Here is an 18,588-nt window from a genome sequence, read left to right as displayed (position 1 = left end):
GATGGACAGTCGACATACCGCCGGTTTCTGTACCGGCTCCAGCGGGGAAGCGCTGGTAGGTGGACTACCCCGTAGAGGGTTCCCCTCTTGCGGACTGCGAGTCGACTTTCAGAGTCTCCGACCGTGGGAAATAGCGGCCGTCACGTTGACACTCCTAAATTCAGTCATCGCCGGACACTGCCCTAGCATGGGAGCAACCGAACGCGATTGTAGCAGATGAGGTGGGGATTGTGGTGACCGATTGGGACCTTCAACTGGTGGTGCCGTTGTGGCAGGGCAGCGGTGAGCCCGGGATTGCGCAGGGCGCCACTTACCTGGCCGAGATGCTCGCTCCCTCGACAGTGCGGCACGTCGTGGAACCGGACCTTGGAACCCTCGATACGCACCCCAACCACGGGGACACCTCCTTGATCGAGAGCCACGATGCCGTCGAGGCCCACCTGGTCGCGGCCTCGAATCTCTTGCGGGCCCTTGGGCCGAGCAGCCTGCTAACCCTGGGCGGGGACTGCACCGTGGAAGTGGCCTCGGTGTCACACATGGCCTCGATCCACCCGGACCTACGCGTGGTGTGGATTGACGCCCACGCCGACTTGAACACCCCGGAATCCAGCCCCAGCGGACACGCACACGGCATGCCGCTGCGCACCCTGTTCGGCGAGGGCCACCCGGACTTGGTCCCGTCCACCACCCTGTCACCGCAACGATGCGCACTGCTGGGCACCCGCTCCATGGACCCGCCCGAGCAGGCATTCATTGCCGCGCACGAGCTGCCAGTAATCAACCCCGAGCAACTGCAAAACGAACCGGACCTCCTGGAAGAACTTCTGGTCCGGTGGCTGCCCGACGGTGCACCGCTCTACGTGCACCTGGACCTGGACGTCCTGGACCCCATGGTGTGGCCAGCGGTGGCTGTTCCCGAGCCCGGTGGGCTGGCCATCGCCACCTTGGTCGCGGTGATCAACAGACTTCGGACCCGGGGCACACTCGTCGGGGTCGGCATCACCGAATACGTGCCGGGAGTGGACCACATCGCCTCAATGCTCTGGCCGGTGCTGGACGCGTTGGGCATCACCGTCCAAGGCTGCAACAACAACGAAGCCCAGGAGGGATGACGGTGGTTCAGGTGAATACCGAGGATCCTGGGGAGCAGCCGGAACCGGATGTGCGAGTCTGCTTTATCGGCGACTCCTTCGTGGCCGGAGTCGGCGACGCCAGACACCTGGGCTGGACCGGACGCCTGGCAGCGCGCAGCCATGCACAAGGACATGCCTTGACCGCCTACAACCTGGGTATTCGCCGTGACACCAGCGCCGACATTCTTCGCCGCTTCCGGGCCGAATGCACGCCTCGGCTTCCTGCCGGAAGCCATGCGGGTGTTGTATTGTCCTTCGGCGTCAACGACACCATGAACGAATCCGGCGTCACCCGAGCCGCATCCGAGGCGTCGGTATCCCATTTGCGTGAGCTTTTGACGCAGCTCGGCAAATCGGGGTGGCCCGCCCTGATGGTCGGTCCGCCAGCGGTTGACGACGACGCGCACAATGAACGCATCATTTCCCTGGATGCCTTGTTGGAAGCTGAATGCGCCCGTCATTCAGTTCCCTACGTGGGTGTCGTGAGGCAGATGCAGGACCATGATGTATGGCGGCGCGAGGTGCGCGAGGGCGATGGGGCCCATCCAGGAGCCGGAGGCTACGACGCCCTGGCCGCGCTGCTTCGGCCCACCTGGGACAGCTGGCTTGCTGCCCTGCGGGCTGGCCAGCCCAGCATCCAGTGACGGCGGGCCGGCAGCGTCGCCCTTGCGAGGTCCGGCGCAAATACCGACCTTGCCGCATCCAAATCGCTTCGGAGAACCGGCATGCATCATCCGATGTCCCCAAGCGCTCATTACCGTCCCGTAGAGCGTTCCTCACGCGGAATAACCCCTCCCAACTGCAGCGGAGGATCATCTCGTTCCCAAGGCATGGCAGACTACTGCCGTGTAAGCCACTTCGTGAAGCAGAGGAGAACCGGTGGAACTGAACAGGGAGGCACGTTCCCTTGAAAACCAGATGCATGCTCGGTTCGCCAAGGCATTTCGGGTCACCACGCTCTCGGACTTCGAAGCCGGTGTCCTCAGCAAGGGCTACGTCACTCGCGAAGACTATGTGGAAGCGTATCGGCTCTACGTCGAAAAGATGACCGCTGCTGATTTCAGCGTGGAGGAAATAGTTGATGACAGCGGCTACTACGTTCGCAACTACTCATCGCGCCGCATGGACGAGTTCTACGCTCAGGACGCACCCGCCTCTGAGGTCTCTCGCTGCGAGGAGGAAGAAAGGTCTCTGAGCCGGGAATGCGAAGTAGGCACGTTCCAGCTCATTTCCACGATTTTCCGCGAGCAATCCAAACCCAGCAGTCGGTTCGACGATTAGTTCGATTCTCAGGTTTGTATTCCCCGTGGACCATTGACTGGGTACCCGTCAGCGGCACCAACGACAACAGTCCCGTTCAAGGTTCCCCTGCGAAACATCATGAACCGAGAGCCAATGCGTTTGGGGTTACGACATTTAGCTCTGCAGAAAACGCGTCTTTTAGCGTTGAAAGCCATACGGCTGGATGGCTAGGCCGTCCATGGAAGCTTGTGATGCAAGGCATGCATGGTCACAGTTCCGCCGTAGATGGGAGAGGTGCCGAGCTCCGAAAAACCCCAGTGTCTATACATCTCTCGGACTTGGGACGCTTGGCCGAAAACACCCAAGATGGCATCCTGTTCGGCTCGGCTCGACAGGAGTTCACGGATGCACTGTTTGGCTATCCCCCGGCCGCGAAAGCTTTCGTCGACAGCGAGTTCCTGGACGATAACAGTTCTCGAAGGCGAGATTACCGCGTCTAGCGTTGACAGCATCGTGTCTAGTCGTCGCCGCCAGGAGCTGTCCTGGTCAAGCCTCTGAGATAAAGCAAAACCGACCAGGCGTCCATTGTGTCTCGCCGCAACGAGTCGCCCACCAGGGCTAGCAAGTTTGTCGGGACCCCATTGATCAATGCTTTGTAGTTCGTCTGGCGATTCGTTGTAAGGAGGGGCTGCGAAGCTCAAGACGAAGAGACTCGCTACCTCAACCCAAATTTCCTCCGGGGCCACATGCTCGAACCGGAAGTAATTAACTTCAAGGTCGGTCTCTCTCATAGTGGCTCAGTCTATTTCCTGTTTTCTCAGAAGTTTGCCAGGCGAGGAAGTCCGGTGAGCGTTCCCCTGTGGGACGGCCATGCAGTGCAGCGTGGATTCCTTCCACGTCATGAACCGGCGGTCGGTCCAGACCCACCAGCGGGACCGTCCACGACGCTTGCCCTATGCCCCCTCGGAAAAGGGTGCCCGGGTGCGAGGTTACAAGATGTCTGGTGTCTGCCCGTACGCTGTGAGAGCGCCGACGATTATAGACGTGAGAGCCAGGGCGAGGAGCGGTACCCAGAACGCGATTCGGCGCGTGGCGAGCATCACGATCGTGACCACAGCCGCAGCGAACGGAATTAGGAAGACCAGAAGGATGGCAGCCGTTGCCGCCCAATGCGGTACTGAGCGGGTTCCATCCGGCCAGTCGGACTCGGTGAGGGCAACAAAAAAGAAATTCGCGACGGCGACAACCGGCTGCGCGACCAAAAGGATGGTTGAAAAGACGCGGTCGATGATTATTAGAGGTTGCCGGGTGTCCGGCTCATTGACCTGTGCTTTTGTATCCTCTAGTCGTCCCAACGCTGGCTCGGAGTAGCTCCGCTGCCGTTGGAGGAGTCTATCGGGTCGCGGCGCCTTCGAGCAGCTCCCTACGACACGACAAAATCCTTTTCTGCACCGACTTCTACCGTGAGATCAGCTTACATCGGCAGATTCTGAGAAACCGATACAGCGCGCGTGAAGCAGAACAGCAGCGCACCCAAGCACCGTCACCAGGGCTGAGAGTTCAAAACGTCCGATAAACGTTCCCGCCAACCGGAACCTACTGCGGCTTTTGGCAGGTTCGGTCAATGAGTGGTGCCCCGCCGGGTAGGCCCCGTTCTCTTACCCGATATGGTCGGCGGCAGACGGCCACTGACCGCCATCCGTAAATTGTGTGGCCCAGTAATACGGATTGACCTCGAGCAAAGTCCGGGTGGTCCACCCCTCGGCCGCAACCGAATCCGGGACTGCTACTTGAACCTCCGGTCCCCACAGTGCAAACCTTTCCTGGCAGAGACCGCACGGGGCAAGAATCGCAACCCCGTCGCGACCAGGCTCCCGGCTCACGCACACCGACGCGGTCACCCGCCGATCGATGTTGTAGGCATGGCAGATGGCACCCGTTTCCGCGCACAGGTTCGCCGCCGCGTTGAAGTTGTCGAGACTGACGCTGGTCAGTATTTGCCCGTCGTCGAGGTACAGGGCCGCTGCCACTGCTTGCTCCGCATCGGGCCAGCGACGATCCAATTGGTCGATTGCGGCATTGACGAGCTCTTGGTCAAGGTTCATGTCTGCAGTCTGGCATGAATCACACGGTAAATACGTCGTTGACCGACACCGGCCCTATTGTGCTTCGTACCGAGCCCGGAGGCATCCGGGGTCTCCCGCGTTCGAGACCTCCGCGCGTCGCCAAGAGGGTGCCGGCATAGGTTCCCGCTACGGACAGGCTGTGGGTGGCTTCCATTGTCGAGCTGCAGTCCAGAGACTATCTGGCTCAACTCGCCCTTGGCGCAGCATTTTTCCGTTTTCTGTGGTGCCCCCAAAGTTCACGGCGCCCCGTCCCATTAGTGGCGGCGGGGCATCGTGTGTGGGAGTGGAAAATATTCAATATTTGGTCGTTGGGCGCAGGCCACGCCCCGCCGATTGCCCAGCGGTTCATTCATTAATTTATTCGTTAGAGTTATCTTAAGAACCATTGCCGACTTGGAGATACCGTGAAAATCGACAGGCCCCTGAAAGCAGTTCCGCTGGCCGCCCTTTCTCTTGTTTTGCTCCTCTCCTCATGCGCTGCGCCGACCCTCGTGAGCGCGCCAGGATCAACAGCCCCTTCAGGGGCTCCTTCAGCGTCTCCGTCGAATACCCGATCGCCGGCCACCAGCCAGAGCGCCGACTTCACCACAGTGGTGACCGCCGACTTGAAGCCCTTCGTTGATGCCGGAAAGGCTTGGGCCATCAAGACCAAGGGTGAAATCTTCTTCGCGAGCAACAAAGCCGTTTCCGTGGAGAGCACTGATCTCTCGGCCGACATCAAGGTCACGGTGGTCAACCTCAACGATGGTTCAACGGTTGGAACCGCAGCGGTCAAGCGCATTGCCCAGGTGGGCGAGTCTGAGAATGACTTCCCGACCGCGTTCAGCATCGTCCGACACGAAAGAAAAGACTTCCTGTCGGTGACACAGATGGGCGTTCTGCCAACTCGGGACGGGCTTGTCCCCGAGAGCGTCTCCGACGTCCAGGTCACATTCCTCGGACTTGACGACCCCGCAAAGATCAGTTCCTTCGGGCAGGAGGACGCCTACGCTTGGGGCGAGGACCCATCGAGCCAGAATGACATCAGGCACATGGTGCCGCTCACTGGTGACACCGACGGCAACGGGGAACCGGAAAGCTTCTATGCCACCCCGGTCGGCATAACGAAGGTCAAAGGACCCAGCCAGAATGTCATCGCACTGACCCAGGGCGAGCCACTCGTGCAGGGCCAACTCGGGATCGGAGCATACGAGATGCGGGTTCCCGGCGGCTGGGACGTGCTGAACACCCTGAGCGGCGGGGAAAAAGACCCGCTGGGCGAAATGCAAGTTCTAGCCGTTAGCGGGAACTTCATCTCCTTCGACTACAACTTTGCCATCGAGAAGCCGTACCACGGCAGCTACCTGGTGGATCTAGAACACCGCAAGATCCACCAGACCAGCAGCGTTGACCGCAAAGCAGACGGCTACACCGTCAAGGGCCTTCAAGGCTCCCTGGATGGGGACTTCCTGGTTATGAAAGATTCCGCCTACAACAAGCGAACCGGCAAGCTCGTGAGCTTCAGAGGCACCGAACGGATCTCGCTCGGCGTCGCCAACAAGGACGGCACCCGGGCATACGGAACCCGGGCCGCGGACCAGACCAGGGTCTTGGTGGACCTAACCACCAAGATGATCCAGGATGTTGAGAACGCAGGCGATGAAACTAGCGAACTCCCGGACTGGATCACCCCCGAGAACACCGTCGTGTTCCGCGACCACGATATCCTTTCCGGGGTGCGCACGAACTAGGGGCAGGACTGAAGAAGGCGACTCAAATCCGGGTCGCCTTCTTCGTGTTTCACAGGTTGCCGGGAACCCGCCCATTCCACGACGTCGTCGGCTTTCAAGTACTTCAGCAAGGCGGTGGCCTTCGGGTCATTCATCGCTGGATAGGTATGGGGAGGACGTCGGGATTTGCATCAAGGCAAGCCTGCCGATGTCTCGCAAGAGAAATGCTTACCCGAAAATTTTGAACCTATCGCCGATAATTCATTTTATGACACATAGTTTTTCAATATTTATAAAAAATATAAATATTTTGCATATACCTTCCAATTGCCCCATCTCACCGCAACTAGACCATTAGCAAGATCTCACTCAACATGGACCACCGAAACACGGCAATACGCTGCCCCGTAACTAACTGGGACAGTCCCAGTAGAGGTTCCCCTTACGGGCGCTCTAGACGAAGCGCAAAGGGCTTCGGGCACTCAGTGCAGTCGCCTTCGACAGTCACCGGTCGATATTCGATTAGTCCGTTAAGGAACCGGCTTTCGAGACTGAACACCCATCCAAATACGCCCCGTGCAGGACGCTGCGACTGTTCCAGCGGTGAAGAAGAACTCATGCGGGTTCCCCGCAGACGAGCGCGTGTCGCCGCAGTGCGGTTGGATTTCCGATAGATTCGACGCATCAACGCACCGTGAAATGGAGTCGACATGCTACCTGCGGCCAACGGCTGGGCCTTCGCTCTCGCCGCCTTCGCCCTCATCCTCATTCCCGGCCCGAGCGTGCTCTTTGTCATCGGCCGGTCGCTCTCCCTGGGCCGCAAGGGCGGCTTTCTCAGCGTGATCGGGAACGCACTCGGGGCACTCCCGGCCATAGCCCTCGTGTCCCTCGGCGTCGGATCCATCGTCGCAGAATCCGTGGTCGTCTTCATCATCATCAAATTCGTCGGAGCCGGCTACTTGATGTACCTGGGAGTGCAGGCGATCCGCCACCGCAACGACCACACCGACACCGCCGCCTCGCCAAGGGCTCGACCGTCGTCGTTCCGCCTCCTCCGCGAGGGATTCTTCGTCGGGGTATCCAACCCCAAGACCATCGTGTTCTTCGTGGCCGTGCTCCCGCAGTTCGTCAGCTACGAAAACGGTGCCATCCCGCTGCAAATGGCGACCCTCGGGATGATCTTCTTTGGAATTGGCCTGGCCAGTGACAGCGTCTGGGCACTCACGGCCGGCACGGCACGGGCGTGGTTCGCCCGCAACCCGAAACGTCTCTCGCACATGGGTGCCGGCGGCGGCGTGGTGATGATCGGCCTTGGCGGTTCGCTCGCGCTCACCGGCAGCAAGACCTAGTTTCGCATCGAACGAAGCGGCCTCATCGGGTGCGCAAGCCACCTCGGGCCCATCCACCGTGCCCCAGCCGGCACCTCGTTTCCGTAAGCTTTCGAGGCCATGCGTTGCGGCGGCCCGCGGCGTTCAATTGTCCATCACACGTCCCGCGAAGCGTTCCGCATACGGAGATTCAGCTACGCCTCCGGTCGCGGAGGTTCGTTGACGTGAAAGCCCGGGGTTTAGTCGTGGAGGACCACTTGGTAGAGGTTGTGGTCTTGCCATTCCCCGGCAATCTGCAAGTACCGCGGAGCCATACCGATCAACCGGAAACCCGCCTTCAATAGCACCCGTTGCGATCCGGCATTGTGCAAAAGCGTGCTCGCTTCCAAGCGGTGCAGTCCGAGTTCGTCGCGTGCTGTTTCGACGATCACCTGAACTGCCGCAGAGGCAAGTCCGCGGCCCGCGTAGGCGCTATCGACCCAGTAACCCAGCCCCGCGCTCTGGAAGGGGCCGCGCACGATTCCGGCCACGTTGAAACGGCCCACAAGGGTATCGTCGAAAAACAAACCCAAGGGATATCCCTCGCCGGATTTCTCCGCAGCGAGGCGCCGGGCAATGTCTGCGGCCTGCCACGCCTCGGTGTAGTACTCCTCGGGACGCACCGGCTCCCATGGAGAGAGGTACTCGCGGTTACGCACATACGCAGCGGCAAGCGCTGGCCCATCGCTCGAGCGCAGTAGGCGCATGCTGACATCTTCACTAAGCTGACGCGGTTCAAACACCAGTCAACAATACTCGCGGCCGACCCCATACGTTGCCCGGTCGGGGTTCCCCTTCGGGCACGTCGAAAACGATCGATGCGGTGCACCTGCGGACCGCCTCGAGGTATTTCCACCGGGAGCCGTGGCTAATTTCGGCTACGGCCGGTATACGACTACATGGAGTCGCTACTTGTTCGGGGCATCGATCGTGTTAGGCCTGGTTGGGATCGTATTTGCCGCTCGGCTGCCGGAATGGTGGGGGCCCGTGTCAATTCTTCTGATGATTGTGGCTGCCACTGCGTTCTTGTTTCATTCCATCGTCCACCGCCGGCAGAGGAGCGTAGCGGTCTAGATCGCCGCCACAAACGGTCGTTTTCGGTCGTCATGACCGGCGGCAATCCGTCACCGTTAGCAACGCCAGCGGTTTCCAATCAGCGGTGCCGCGCTAGTGCAGCCATACGGTGCGACATGGATCCTTTCAGTAGCGCGAGCGGGTCAGCCGCATTCAGCCGTTCCTTTCCCGCTACTTGCGGTTCAGTTGTCAAGTGAAGTCGCTGAGTCAATGATCTTGGCGAGGTCGAGGGGGCGGCTCCACATGGGCCAGTGCCCTGTGGGGAGGTCCAAGACATTGAGGTGCTCGAGGTTCGCAACTTCGGCAAACATGGGATGGCCTGCCCGGGCCAGCTCCATCACCTGTTCACTCGAGATCGAGCAGCACACCAGGGTGGTCGGGACGTTGCGGCGGGCCTCGTTCGTGAGTTCGACGGGCTGACGAAGCACAGGGCCGGGCTCCGGTACGGCAAGTGCGCGAAAGCGTTCGAGGACATCTGCGCTCAGGCCTTCGAGACTAGCCTGCTGCGCGAGCACATCGAACGACGGCAGCGGCAACTCATGGGATTCATCCGGGAATTCGGGGGCGAAGACACTGCCCGCCCCCACAGGGCCGGAGTCGACCCACACCACTCGGCGGACAAGCTCTGGGTGCTGGTCAAGGACGAGGCTGACGGGGGCGTTGGCCCCACTGTGGGCAACAAGAATCGCGGGCAGATTTCCGTGTTGAGAAATGACGCCAAGGATCGCGTCTGCCTGGTCGTCAAGAGTCTTCGCAGAACGTTCAGAATCATCCCCGTCAAGACCAGGCAGCGTCATTGCGATGGCACGATAGTGGTCGGTCTTCAGGTGTTCAAGGACTTCATTCCACGCCCAAGCGCCCAGCCAGTGGCCGGCGATGAGAATGATGGTCGGACTGTTCTTAGCGGTTGTCATGTCACAACTCTCGCAGGCTCCGCGGACAATGGTGTGTCACTATTTATGTCATGAATTCACCGGGATTTGAACTGTGAAACGAGCCGAACGGCTCCATGCCCTATCCGAGATGTTGCGCCGCAGCGGCGCGCGGGGGATCTCTGCCGAACGGTTGGCGAGAGAGTTCGAGGTGTCCGTGCGCACGATCAAGAGGGACCTCGATGCGTTAGAGAACAGCGGTGCGCCTTTATGGTCGCGGCCAGGTCCGGGCGGTGGCTACGGCTTGACCGTCGGCGCGTCCCTGCCGCCTGTCAGCCTGTCCCCGGCACAGGCCGTGGCGCTCATGGCAGCCGTGTCCGCTGCCCCCGATGCCCCCTACGCCGATCTGGCAGCAGCCGGTATCCAGAAGATCCTGGACGTCCTCGATCCCGGAACCCGAGCAAGGGCCGACGAGCTGGCCCACCGAGTCTGGGTCAACAAGCTTCCCTCTTCTTCTCGCGCAACCAGGTCGGCCCTGGAGGAGGCGATGGTCGAGCAGCGGGTAATCCGCATTCGCTACTCATCGGGAGACGGCACCACGACCACCCGCGACGTCGAACCTGTGCTGTTCGCCTCCACGAACGGCCAGTGGTATCTAGTTGGGTGGTGCCGAATGCGCAACGCAGTGCGATGGTTTACCGTGTCGCGCATCGAGCGGGCCACCGTAACCAAGACGGCCTGCAGCGGCCACACCATCCACGAGGTCGGCGTACCGCCGGCGAACGCTAGACCGGTGCACGGTCGGGGCGAGTGAATCACTGGGGTAACGTGTTCGGTCTATTTCAATAGCGACCGCTCCATGCCTGAAACGCTCGTTTTCGCTCACCCCAACACACTGCCGTGTGTTCGTTCGGCTTAGACGCAGTTCGATATTCGATTGCCATTGCGGGCAACTTCACATACGTACTGTTACCGTAAAGACCCTCGGCACGAATCCGAGTCATCGACCAATGGAGACATCTTGGCCGCTCGCATCAGCCGAAATCAGGCCGTTTGGATCCTGCTCGCCATTGCTGCTGCCGGGTTTGCGGTAGCAATCGTCGGCTACGGCTACCTAATTACCAACGGTTGCGGCTCAGCCGGGGTATCCGAATTCTTCTCCGGGTTCCGTGCCTTCCATACCCAGGGTGGATGCTAAGACCGGCATTCTTGGTTTAGCTACCGATAACGGGAGAATATACAGAACTTTCCCAGGCCTGTTGAAAAAGGGCGACAGAGGACTTCTTTCCAACACGACGAAGTCCCGTTGAGGGTTCCCTGACGCGCTTTCAGAACAGGAAAACGATATTGCGCTGCGCTTCCAGAGCAGCATCCCGTTGGCCGACTCCCAACTGCGACGGTTCACCCGGGGTTGAGAACGAGGCCAAATGCGTGACTCGCGGCGGGCTCATCCAGACCGGGTTCGCGCGCTGGCACTTCCGCTACACCGCGAGGCTGCCTATCCTCGGACCATGGACGGTTCAGGCGCAGCAGTGACCTGGTTGGTGGACGGTTCTGTGAAACTCACTGCTCGTATCAAAGGGAGAGCAACGAGATGAGAGAACTTCGATACTCGATCAACGTCACGCTCGACGGCTGCTGCCATCACGAGGCAGGGCTCCCACCGGACGAGGAATCGATGAGCTACTGGACCGCCGAGATGGAGCGAGCCGATGCCCTGCTGTTCGGCCGGGTGACCTACGAGATGATGGAGTCGGCGTGGCGGAAGCCGGACACGGGCACGTGGCCTGGCTGGGTGGATGCGTGGCAGACCCCGTTCGCCGAGGCCATCGACCGGGCGAAGAAGTACGTCGTGTCGAGCACGCTTGGCGGGGTCGATTGGAATGCCGAGCTGCTAAGAGGCGACTTGGGGCAAGCGGTGCAGCGGCTCAAGCAGGAGCCAGGCGGTGGCCTGTGGGTCGGTGGCGTGACGCTCCCCCTGGCGTTGGCGAATCTGGGACTGATCGACGAGTACGAGTTCCTCGTGCAGCCGGTCCTTGCCGGACATGGGCCGACGTTGCTCGCCGGTCTGCGCGAGCGCATCCAGCTCGAGCTCGTGGATCGCCATGATTTCCGATCGGGGGCGATCGCCCTGCGATACCGGACTACGCAAATAACGGCATGATGTGAGTTGTCCTGGCGAGTACACCGCTGCCTCGCCTTCGAAGCAACGATTCTCGCGCCTGGGATGAACGCTTCGTTCTCGGTCGCCAGCGGAAACGCTTGGGACAAAGCCCCGACCCCGAGGACTTCATCGACGCCCAAGCCGTAACGACACACGCGGCATCCGAACGACGCCTGGAGCGTCCCGGAGATGTTCCGCCTTCGGAACGAGCACGTATCGAAATCCGGGCCACGCCGCGTCATGAATCTGCCAGCCAGCCAGGCACGCGCTTACGGAGAAGTCTTGGCGTCGTAGATTTACGGAGTTCGTCGTCACCCAGGACAGTTAGGCTTTCTGAATGGACCCTCTGAACCAGCCCGTTTTGGATGCCTTGGATTATCGTCTACGCCCATTCGATGTGAAGGATGCTGGGTTGGTTCGAGAAGCCTCGATCGATCCATTAATTCCCTTGATCACGACTGTTCCAGCGAATGGTTCGGACGAGGAAATACTTGATTTCATCAACCGGCAGCACCATCGGCTTGTAGATCGATCCGGCTATTCATTCGCCATCGCGGATGCACGCTCTGATCAGGCACTGGGCCAAATCGGACTCTGGCTGAAAAATTCTGGTCAAGGCCGCGCCAGCGTCGGATATTGGATTGGTCCGTCTCATCGAAACAAAGGAATAGTCTCCGCCGCCCTGGATGCCGTATCAGGGTGGGGGCTTGGCTTGCCCGGTATACATCGGTTGGAACTTTACGTTGAGCCCTGGAATGAAGGATCTTGGCGAGCTGCAGAGCGCTGCGGCTACAGTCGCGAGGGGTTGCTGCATGGTTGGCAGGAAGTCGGCGGGCAGCGAAAAGACATGTATATGTACTCCCGTCTCAATTGACGTGAATGCGATCTGGGAAATATCCAATGTCGCTGAATTCGAGTGCCGTCCCCGAGCCCGGTAAGGGTTCCCCCAATTCTCGGGTCAACTCCTCCAATCCGATGGAGCGTTTTCGGCACATTATTGAGGCCCCCATGGAACGTTTCCATGGGGCTCTTCCATTAATGTCCCATTGGGGTTTCCCTTGGGGAATATCCCGTCTGACGTGTTCAGCCGACGGCTAGTGCGGCACGTAGGCGATGCCACGCGGCATCAATGTAACGTTGCAACCATCGTGCCGGCCGTTTCTTCCCAAAGAAAGTCGAGAGAATTCTCCATGCCTGAACACCACTTCAGTCCGCTTCTCCACCAGTCCACGGCACCGTTCTCGCACTTCGTGCGGCATGGGAATACTGGCTACACCGCCGGAATCATCGGTCAGCGAACCGATGACGGTTCTCTTGTCTCAGAAGACGTTGCTCTGCAGTGCGAGGCGATGATGAACAACCTGAAAACGCTGCTGGGTGAGCTCGGCCTGGGCCTTTCGAATATCCTGCGCACCACGATCTACCTGACCGACTACATCGACTTTGAAGCGGTCAACGCCGTCTATGCCAGGCACTTGCATGAGCCTTTCCCTGTACGCACCACTGTCCAGGTCGCGGCACTCCCATCGGGTGCGAAGGTTCAGATCGACACCGTCGTCGGGTTTTAGAACGCGTCCGGTCAGAGTTCGGCCTACGGGTATACAGCAGCCGTGCGGGCGACGGCGGACGCCAAAGCTCGTTGCAATCACTTCGCGTAGGCGCCCGGATCACTCATATGGAGGTTCATTCTTCCGAGACTTCTCATAAAGATTGGTCGTGACTCCGTGTTTGCCGGCCAGCATCATCGCGGCACCGGCGGGGAGGAGCAACAACAGCGGAAGCCACTGAGTGAAAGCGAAAACAACCAAGACAACTATCAAGACGATAAGCGGAGCGCTTTGGTACATCTTCGGCATTACGCCACCTCCATCGAAGTAGAACTGCCCTTGACTTGAGCCTACGCGCTATCTGCCCCGACAGGACTGACTTCCCGGAATCTGTCTCCCCTGCCTGTCCACAAATCCGGCACCGCATTCTTGGACGATCTACTCCTGCGGCTGCGGAGCACCGCCGAGATCCAGTCAGGCACACGCCGATCCGAGCATCAGATGACCGGCGAAGGACAGTGCATTGCCCGCAATGAAGATCCTGACCCGATAGTTGGCGGTCGTAGTTGTGGGTTCAAGCAGAAGTGTTGTTTTGCTCAGGCTTGTCCAACGGGCAAACGCCGCCATCCGGTCTTCGTTCAAGCTGTCGGCTCCGTGAACCAAGCCCGTGGGATTGCCCAACGTCAGTTCGGTCGTGAACACATCAATCGGCTCAAATGGAAAATCAACGCGACCCGGCTCCAAGCAGAATCGCCATCGCCGGGACCGGCAAAGCGTGTCGATGTTCGACTAGCGAGAACAGCAGCGGGAGCAAAAAGCGAGCCGCCCGCTGCCGGAGCAACGCGCCCTATCCTTCGCCGCGGCGGGTCAAGCACGCCTGAGCACGGCCGGTGCATTTTTCCGCGGCGCAGGGGATAATTCCGTCCATGAGCAGCACGGAAAACGGGAAGCCGAAAGTCCTGAAACCTGCCACACGCCTTGCGCCGCCGGTCGACGCCACCATCACGCTGCCGGAAGCCATGACCGGCAGGGCCAGCCCCGCAAAAGCGGCGGTCGGCGACAAGCCGGTCTTCGCCTACCTCGCCAGCCTTCCACAGCCACAGCGCGGCATCGCCGAGGCGGTCGATGCGCTGGCCGCCAGGACGCTGCCCGGCCTGCAGCGCTCGGTGAAATGGGGCATGGCGTACTACGGTGTCGGCGACGGGTGGTGCTTCAGCTGCGGCGGCTTTGCCCGGCACGTCAAGCTCATGTTCGTCAACGGCACGGCCTTGGAACCCGTACCGCCGGTGACGCCGGTGGGGATGGGCAAGGCGACGCGAGGCGTGGAGCTTGAATCCATTGACGACATCGACGAACCTCTGATCGTGGAGTGGATGAAGCAAGTCACCTCGGTGCCGGGTGTGGGCGGAGCCAGGAAACCCTGAAGGCCCAGCAGTCGCCAAGAAATGGTTCGCCTCAAATCCATGGCACGTCAGCCGAAAAGCACCCCAAAGGTGGAGGCCATCGGCGCAACCGTACCGGAGCAGGTTGTCATGCGCCGGCAGGGGAACGCGTGCTTTCCCGCTGCACGTGAAGGAACCTGAAATAAGACTCCCATGTCCGTGGTTACATCAGGTATGAGCGAAAATGAAAAAATTGCCCCATACATCCCCGAAGCCGGTGCGGTCACGATGTTCACCACCTCGTGGTGCGGCTATTGCCGCAACCTCAAGCGCCTGATGGATGCCAAGGGAATCGGCTACACCGAGGTAAACATCGAGGAAGTGGAAGGCACCGCGGAGCTGGTGGAATCCTTCAACGGCGGGAACCAGACGGTCCCGACCCTGATCTTCCCGGACGGGACCTCCGCAACAAACCCGCGGATTGAGGAAGTTGTCGAGCGGGTCTAGTCGGGCTGTGATTGGATGGAGGGGTGCCCCTCGCCGAAAGGCGGACGGCGCCCCTTCCTCGTTAAGCTTTGCGTCGCATGATTGCGACCGCGCATGAATGGAGTGACATGTCACAAAAGGTCCAGGCCGTCATTGTCCGTGCCAAGGACGCCCCCGTCGAGACGGTGACCATCGTGGTTCCGGACCCGGGTCCGGGCGAGGCAGTCGTTGACATCCTCACCTGCGGCGTCTGCCACACCGACCTGCACTACAAACTCGGCGGGATCGGCAACGACTACCCGTACCTGCTCGGCCACGAGGCCACCGGCGTGGTCTCGAAGATCGGCGACGGCGTGGCCAACGTCGCCGTCGGCGACCGGGTGATCCTGAACTGGCGCGCGGTCTGCGGGCAGTGCCGCGCCTGTGCCAAGGGCCAGGCCCAGTACTGCTTCAACACCGCCAACGCCACCCACAAGATGACCCTGGAGGACGGCACCGAGCTCTCCCCCGCCCTGGGCATCGGCGCGTTCGCCGAAAAGACCCTGGTCGCCGCCGGCCAGTGCACCAAGGTCGATGAGGATGTCGACGCCGCCGCCGTGGGCCTGCTGGGCTGCGGCGTCATGGCCGGCATCGGTGCGGCCATGAACACCGGAGAGGTCAAGCGCGGCGAGTCCGTGGCCGTAATCGGCTGCGGCGGCGTCGGCATTGCCGCGATCGCCGGGGCGAAGCTGGCCGGGGCGACCACCATCGTGGCCGTGGACATCGACGACGACAAGCTGGCCATGGCCAGGAACATGGGTGCCACGCACACCGTGAACTCCAAGACCACCGACGCGGTCGAGGGCATCAAGTCGCACACCGGCGGCTTCGGTGCCGATGTGGTCATCGAGGCCGTGGGCCGCCCGGAGACCTACAAGCAGGCGTTCTACGCCCGCGACCTGGCCGGACGGGTGGTGCTGGTCGGGGTCCCGACCCCGGAGATGAAGCTGGAGCTGCCGCTGCTGGATGTCTTCGGCCACGGCGGATCGCTGAAGTCCTCCTGGTACGGCGATTGCCTGCCCTCGCGCGACTTCCCGATGCTGGTGGAGCAGTACAAGCTCGGCCGCCTGGACCTGGATGCGTTCGTCTCCGAACGCATCGGGCTCGGCGATGTGGAGGCCGCCTTCACCAAGATGGGCGAGGGCAAGGTCCTGCGTTCGGTGGTGGAACTCTAATGTCGGCACAGATCCAAAACATCGTCACCTCCGGCACGTTCTCCCTGGACGGGGGCACCTGGGAGGTGGACAACAACGTCTGGATCATCGGGAACCAGGATGAGGTCTTCGTGATCGACCCGGCCCACGAACCGGCCAAAATCAAGGAAGTGGTGGGCAACCGCGCGGTCAAGGCCGTGCTGCTGACCCACGGGCACGACGACCACATCCGCTACGCCCGCGAATTCGCCGACCTGGTCGAGGCACCGATCCACCTGAACCCGGCCGACACGATGCTCTGGGAGAACGTGTTCCCCGGAACCACCGCTGACCACGAGATCACCGACGGGCAGGAGTTCGAGGTTGCCGGCACCACGCTGGTGGCCCTGCACACCCCCGGGCACTCCCCCGGTTCCACCTGCTTCTACGTGGAATCGCTGGGCACCCTGTTCTCCGGGGACACGCTGTTCAACGGCGGCCCGGGTGCCACCGGGCGCAGCTATTCGAGCTTCGAGACGATCATCGACTCGATCCGCGAACGCCTGCTCACCCTGCCGGCGAGCACGGTGGTGAACACCGGCCACGGGGATGCCACCACGATCGGTGCCGAGGCACCGAACCTGGACGAGTGGATCAAGCGCGGCCACTGACCGGCATTGATCCTCGGTGTGGGCGGCGAAGGCACGGTTTCCGTGTTTTCGCCGCCCACACCGTTGTTCAAGGAATGATGAATCCTCCCAACTACCGAGAAGGACTTAGGCAATGGACCTGATCATCACGTGGGTACTTTTTGTTGTGCTTGCGGCGGTCATTGTCCACTCCATCAGGACGGAACGGCCCACCCGCTCGGAGCCTGCACACCGTGGCGGAAAGCCGCTGCCTCGCAACCGCGTCGCAAGAGTGTTCGCGTCCTTCCAAGTCATGGCCTGGTGCTTGATCTTCTGCGCGGTGGCGTTCCTCATCTCGGCCGTCATCGGAACCGCCGACGCATTGTTCTGACCGGCATCCGCGAGGAAGCACTTGGATCCTGGATATCGAAAGTCCAACAAACACCGTCGACCCGGGATGGCAAGGGCTTCAAACTCCCAGGTCACCGATCGTGCTGTCGTATCGGGTAGCGGACGCATCGTTCATGAGGATGCCGAACATCTCGGTGACGTAGACGGCTACGGCCGCATGCCGGGCAATCAGGTCGGCGCTTTCGCCGAGCGCCACGCGTACCGGGTCCAGTGCCTGCGTGGCAGGGTCGGCGGCAGCGGCACGAAGCAGTTCCAGGCGCTGCGCACCGGAGGTAAGGCCGAGCTCGAAAAGCACCCAGTGGAACAGGTGCATCAGGGCTGTATCACGGTCAAAGCCTGCATGCGCGACCATGGAGTTTTTTTCCTCCACGGTGAGCTCGAACCCGCGGTAAAGCGCGAGGCCGAAGTCCGTGAACAGCAACCTGCCCTCGTGCACCAGGATGTTGCCCGGATGTGCATCGAAGTGCTGGAACCCTTGCGTATCCATCCATGCCGCGGCCTCCATGAGCTGGGCGACCACGTCGGCGAAAACGCTCGCCCCGGTTCCGGCGGCCAGACTCCTGTGCAGCCAGGCGCCCAACGTCTCCGGCACGTGCTCGAGGAAGAGCACCATGCTCTTGCTTGCGTCCTTCATCGCGGTGAGTTCCCGCTGGACCTCGGGCCAATGAGTCCCCCATCGGCGCTGCGGAGCATCGCCGTCAAATTCATGCAGGTCCGATGCGGACTTCAGGTCAATGACTCTCCACTCCAGCAAAAGCGGGAAGAAGTCCGCCGATCCATCGCGAACCCACCCGGTGGTCGCCTGGTGTGCCGCCAGTTCCCGGCCGACTCCGTGGGTCGGGCTTCCTATCCCGTAGTGGCAGGTGAAGGGAAGCCGGAGGCGGATGGCCGTGGAGGTCGGGTCCGCCTCTTCGCTGCGGGTCAGCGGGAGCTGTTTCACAAACACGGCCGTTCCGCCGATGCTGGCCGTCTTGGTGGTTCCCCCGATGCCTGTGCCAACGGGCTGTGCGGTTTCGAGGAGCCGCCGCACACCGGCATCGTCGAGGCTTGCGAGCACGTCGGAGAGCCTGCCTGCCTTGTCAATGCGTGCCGTCATGACTTCACCCTACGGGCCTGCCCCTGCCGCGCTCGGCATATCGGTGGTTCCGGCCCCGGGCGGCTGGAGCGTCGGGCTGCCACGCGCGGATCGTCGCGGTGGCGGTGCTCCCGAACGAAACGCCTCGAGTCCCCTATCGGGCATTCCGGCCGCCAAGGACACTCCTGCGGGCGCCGTG

21 protein-coding genes are annotated in these 18,588 nt (G+C 61.2%); 15 read left to right on the top strand and 6 right to left on the bottom strand.

From position 1 onward, the window contains the following. Positions 1 to 233 precede the first annotated feature (233 nt). The 3 genes from FPY90_RS02780 (at position 234) to FPY90_RS02770 (ending at position 2,414) form a co-directional block, all read left to right on the top strand. The gene (locus FPY90_RS02780) at positions 234 to 1,112 is read left to right on the top strand and encodes an arginase family protein (protein WP_498683683.1); all 879 of its coding nucleotides are present in this window, start codon (positions 234 to 236) and stop codon (positions 1,110 to 1,112) included. Further along, positions 1,109 to 1,777, top strand: a complete 669-nt coding sequence (locus tag FPY90_RS02775) for a DUF459 domain-containing protein (protein ID WP_071215166.1) — start codon at positions 1,109 to 1,111, stop codon at positions 1,775 to 1,777. The genes FPY90_RS02780 and FPY90_RS02775 overlap by 4 nt, the downstream gene beginning before the upstream one ends. Positions 1,778 to 2,012: 235 nt before the next feature. Beyond that, a complete protein-coding gene (locus FPY90_RS02770; protein WP_498683679.1) occupies positions 2,013 to 2,414 on the top strand; it encodes a hypothetical protein in 402 nt (133 codons plus the stop codon). 188 nt (positions 2,415 to 2,602) lie between these two features. Here the strand turns inward: FPY90_RS02770 and FPY90_RS02765 are convergent, their stop codons facing one another. Continuing rightward, on the bottom strand, positions 2,603 to 3,166 hold the full coding sequence (locus FPY90_RS02765; RefSeq protein WP_498683677.1) for a GNAT family N-acetyltransferase: 564 nt from the start codon (positions 3,164 to 3,166) through the stop codon (positions 2,603 to 2,605). Between the two features lie 867 nt (positions 3,167 to 4,033). Further along, on the bottom strand, positions 4,034 to 4,480 hold the full coding sequence (locus FPY90_RS02760; protein ID WP_498683675.1) for a cytidine deaminase: 447 nt from the start codon (positions 4,478 to 4,480) through the stop codon (positions 4,034 to 4,036). A gap of 425 nt (positions 4,481 to 4,905) precedes the next feature. On the opposite strand from FPY90_RS02760, the gene FPY90_RS02755 reads away from it, so the two are divergent. Both FPY90_RS02755 and FPY90_RS02750 read left to right on the top strand, forming a co-directional pair. Further along, positions 4,906 to 6,231: a hypothetical protein gene (locus FPY90_RS02755; RefSeq protein ID WP_498683672.1), complete on the top strand. Its 1,326-nt coding sequence runs from the start codon at positions 4,906 to 4,908 to the stop codon at positions 6,229 to 6,231. 689 nt (positions 6,232 to 6,920) lie between these two features. Next, complete coding sequence (locus FPY90_RS02750) at positions 6,921 to 7,559, top strand: LysE family translocator (RefSeq protein ID WP_498683671.1); 639 nt, start codon at positions 6,921 to 6,923, stop codon at positions 7,557 to 7,559. 218 nt (positions 7,560 to 7,777) lie between these two features. On the opposite strand, the gene FPY90_RS02745 is transcribed toward FPY90_RS02750, so the two are convergent. Together FPY90_RS02745 and FPY90_RS02740 are read right to left on the bottom strand one after the other, a co-directional pair. Continuing rightward, positions 7,778 to 8,284, bottom strand: coding sequence for a GNAT family N-acetyltransferase (locus tag FPY90_RS02745; protein ID WP_071215173.1), 507 nt, complete (start codon positions 8,282 to 8,284; stop codon positions 7,778 to 7,780). Between the two features lie 549 nt (positions 8,285 to 8,833). Next, positions 8,834 to 9,565 (bottom strand): alpha/beta fold hydrolase, encoded by a 732-nt coding sequence (locus tag FPY90_RS02740; RefSeq protein WP_071216502.1) that lies wholly within the window; start codon positions 9,563 to 9,565, stop codon positions 8,834 to 8,836. 109 nt (positions 9,566 to 9,674) lie between these two features. Here FPY90_RS02740 and FPY90_RS02735 point away from each other — a divergent pair, with 109 nt between their 5' ends. From FPY90_RS02735 to FPY90_RS02715, 5 genes are all read left to right on the top strand, one after another. Then, entirely contained in the window at positions 9,675 to 10,337 is a 663-nt protein-coding gene (locus FPY90_RS02735) for a helix-turn-helix transcriptional regulator (RefSeq protein ID WP_498685490.1), read from the top strand. 207 nt (positions 10,338 to 10,544) lie between these two features. Beyond that, the gene (locus FPY90_RS02730; protein WP_175475547.1) at positions 10,545 to 10,721 is read left to right on the top strand and encodes a hypothetical protein; all 177 of its coding nucleotides are present in this window, start codon (positions 10,545 to 10,547) and stop codon (positions 10,719 to 10,721) included. Between the two features lie 396 nt (positions 10,722 to 11,117). Further along, positions 11,118 to 11,687, top strand: a complete 570-nt coding sequence (locus tag FPY90_RS02725; RefSeq protein ID WP_498683668.1) for a dihydrofolate reductase family protein — start codon at positions 11,118 to 11,120, stop codon at positions 11,685 to 11,687. A gap of 337 nt (positions 11,688 to 12,024) precedes the next feature. After that, positions 12,025 to 12,561, top strand: coding sequence for a GNAT family N-acetyltransferase (locus FPY90_RS02720; RefSeq protein WP_083411494.1), 537 nt, complete (start codon positions 12,025 to 12,027; stop codon positions 12,559 to 12,561). A 316-nt stretch (positions 12,562 to 12,877) separates the two neighbouring features. After that, entirely contained in the window at positions 12,878 to 13,255 is a 378-nt protein-coding gene (locus FPY90_RS02715) for a RidA family protein (RefSeq protein ID WP_498683666.1), read from the top strand. A 453-nt stretch (positions 13,256 to 13,708) separates the two neighbouring features. On the opposite strand, the gene FPY90_RS02710 is transcribed toward FPY90_RS02715, so the two are convergent. Further along, on the bottom strand, positions 13,709 to 13,978 hold the full coding sequence (locus tag FPY90_RS02710; RefSeq protein WP_498683664.1) for a PhzF family phenazine biosynthesis protein: 270 nt from the start codon (positions 13,976 to 13,978) through the stop codon (positions 13,709 to 13,711). A 182-nt stretch (positions 13,979 to 14,160) separates the two neighbouring features. Here FPY90_RS02710 and FPY90_RS02705 point away from each other — a divergent pair, with 182 nt between their 5' ends. The 5 genes from FPY90_RS02705 to FPY90_RS02685 all read left to right on the top strand — a co-directional run bounded on the left by FPY90_RS02705 (position 14,161) and on the right by FPY90_RS02685 (position 17,294). Continuing rightward, positions 14,161 to 14,658, top strand: a complete 498-nt coding sequence (locus tag FPY90_RS02705) for a DUF1801 domain-containing protein (RefSeq protein WP_071216497.1) — start codon at positions 14,161 to 14,163, stop codon at positions 14,656 to 14,658. A 192-nt stretch (positions 14,659 to 14,850) separates the two neighbouring features. Continuing rightward, the gene (locus tag FPY90_RS02700; protein ID WP_071216496.1) at positions 14,851 to 15,123 is read left to right on the top strand and encodes a glutaredoxin domain-containing protein; all 273 of its coding nucleotides are present in this window, start codon (positions 14,851 to 14,853) and stop codon (positions 15,121 to 15,123) included. 107 nt (positions 15,124 to 15,230) lie between these two features. Beyond that, positions 15,231 to 16,316: an S-(hydroxymethyl)mycothiol dehydrogenase gene (locus FPY90_RS02695; protein WP_498683662.1), complete on the top strand. Its 1,086-nt coding sequence runs from the start codon at positions 15,231 to 15,233 to the stop codon at positions 16,314 to 16,316. Further along, positions 16,316 to 16,945: an MBL fold metallo-hydrolase gene (locus tag FPY90_RS02690; RefSeq protein WP_071216494.1), complete on the top strand. Its 630-nt coding sequence runs from the start codon at positions 16,316 to 16,318 to the stop codon at positions 16,943 to 16,945. The genes FPY90_RS02695 and FPY90_RS02690 overlap by 1 nt, the downstream gene beginning before the upstream one ends. A gap of 112 nt (positions 16,946 to 17,057) precedes the next feature. After that, entirely contained in the window at positions 17,058 to 17,294 is a 237-nt protein-coding gene (locus tag FPY90_RS02685) for a hypothetical protein (protein ID WP_071216493.1), read from the top strand. A 78-nt stretch (positions 17,295 to 17,372) separates the two neighbouring features. Here the strand turns inward: FPY90_RS02685 and FPY90_RS02680 are convergent, their stop codons facing one another. Next, positions 17,373 to 18,410, bottom strand: coding sequence for a phosphotransferase (locus FPY90_RS02680; protein WP_498683659.1), 1,038 nt, complete (start codon positions 18,408 to 18,410; stop codon positions 17,373 to 17,375). Positions 18,411 to 18,588 lie beyond the last annotated feature (178 nt).

The sequence above is a fragment of the Arthrobacter sp. C2 genome (genome assembly GCA_024207135.1).
Lineage (GTDB): Bacteria > Actinomycetota > Actinomycetes > Actinomycetales > Micrococcaceae > Paeniglutamicibacter.
The sequence above is the reverse complement of the archived record's forward strand: the minus strand, read 5'-3'. Positions and strand labels throughout refer to the sequence as shown.

Coding starts and splice junctions, on each gene's coding strand:
- FPY90_RS02765 (WP_498683677.1), bottom strand. CDS start 3,166: ATGAGAGAGACCGACCTTGAAGTTAATTACTTCCGGTTCGAGCATGTG.
- FPY90_RS02725 (WP_498683668.1), top strand. CDS start 11,118: ATGAGAGAACTTCGATACTCGATCAACGTCACGCTCGACGGCTGCTGC.
- FPY90_RS02735 (WP_498685490.1), top strand. CDS start 9,675: ATGTTGCGCCGCAGCGGCGCGCGGGGGATCTCTGCCGAACGGTTGGCG.
- FPY90_RS02680 (WP_498683659.1), bottom strand. CDS start 18,410: ATGACGGCACGCATTGACAAGGCAGGCAGGCTCTCCGACGTGCTCGCA.
- FPY90_RS02700 (WP_071216496.1), top strand. CDS start 14,851: ATGAGCGAAAATGAAAAAATTGCCCCATACATCCCCGAAGCCGGTGCG.
- FPY90_RS02750 (WP_498683671.1), top strand. CDS start 6,921: ATGCTACCTGCGGCCAACGGCTGGGCCTTCGCTCTCGCCGCCTTCGCC.
- FPY90_RS02695 (WP_498683662.1), top strand. CDS start 15,231: ATGTCACAAAAGGTCCAGGCCGTCATTGTCCGTGCCAAGGACGCCCCC.
- FPY90_RS02760 (WP_498683675.1), bottom strand. CDS start 4,480: ATGAACCTTGACCAAGAGCTCGTCAATGCCGCAATCGACCAATTGGAT.
- FPY90_RS02705 (WP_071216497.1), top strand. CDS start 14,161: ATGAGCAGCACGGAAAACGGGAAGCCGAAAGTCCTGAAACCTGCCACA.
- FPY90_RS02775 (WP_071215166.1), top strand. CDS start 1,109: ATGACGGTGGTTCAGGTGAATACCGAGGATCCTGGGGAGCAGCCGGAA.
- FPY90_RS02745 (WP_071215173.1), bottom strand. CDS start 8,284: ATGCGCCTACTGCGCTCGAGCGATGGGCCAGCGCTTGCCGCTGCGTAT.
- FPY90_RS02740 (WP_071216502.1), bottom strand. CDS start 9,565: ATGACAACCGCTAAGAACAGTCCGACCATCATTCTCATCGCCGGCCAC.
- FPY90_RS02720 (WP_083411494.1), top strand. CDS start 12,025: ATGGACCCTCTGAACCAGCCCGTTTTGGATGCCTTGGATTATCGTCTA.
- FPY90_RS02715 (WP_498683666.1), top strand. CDS start 12,878: ATGCCTGAACACCACTTCAGTCCGCTTCTCCACCAGTCCACGGCACCG.
- FPY90_RS02685 (WP_071216493.1), top strand. CDS start 17,058: ATGGACCTGATCATCACGTGGGTACTTTTTGTTGTGCTTGCGGCGGTC.
- FPY90_RS02690 (WP_071216494.1), top strand. CDS start 16,316: ATGTCGGCACAGATCCAAAACATCGTCACCTCCGGCACGTTCTCCCTG.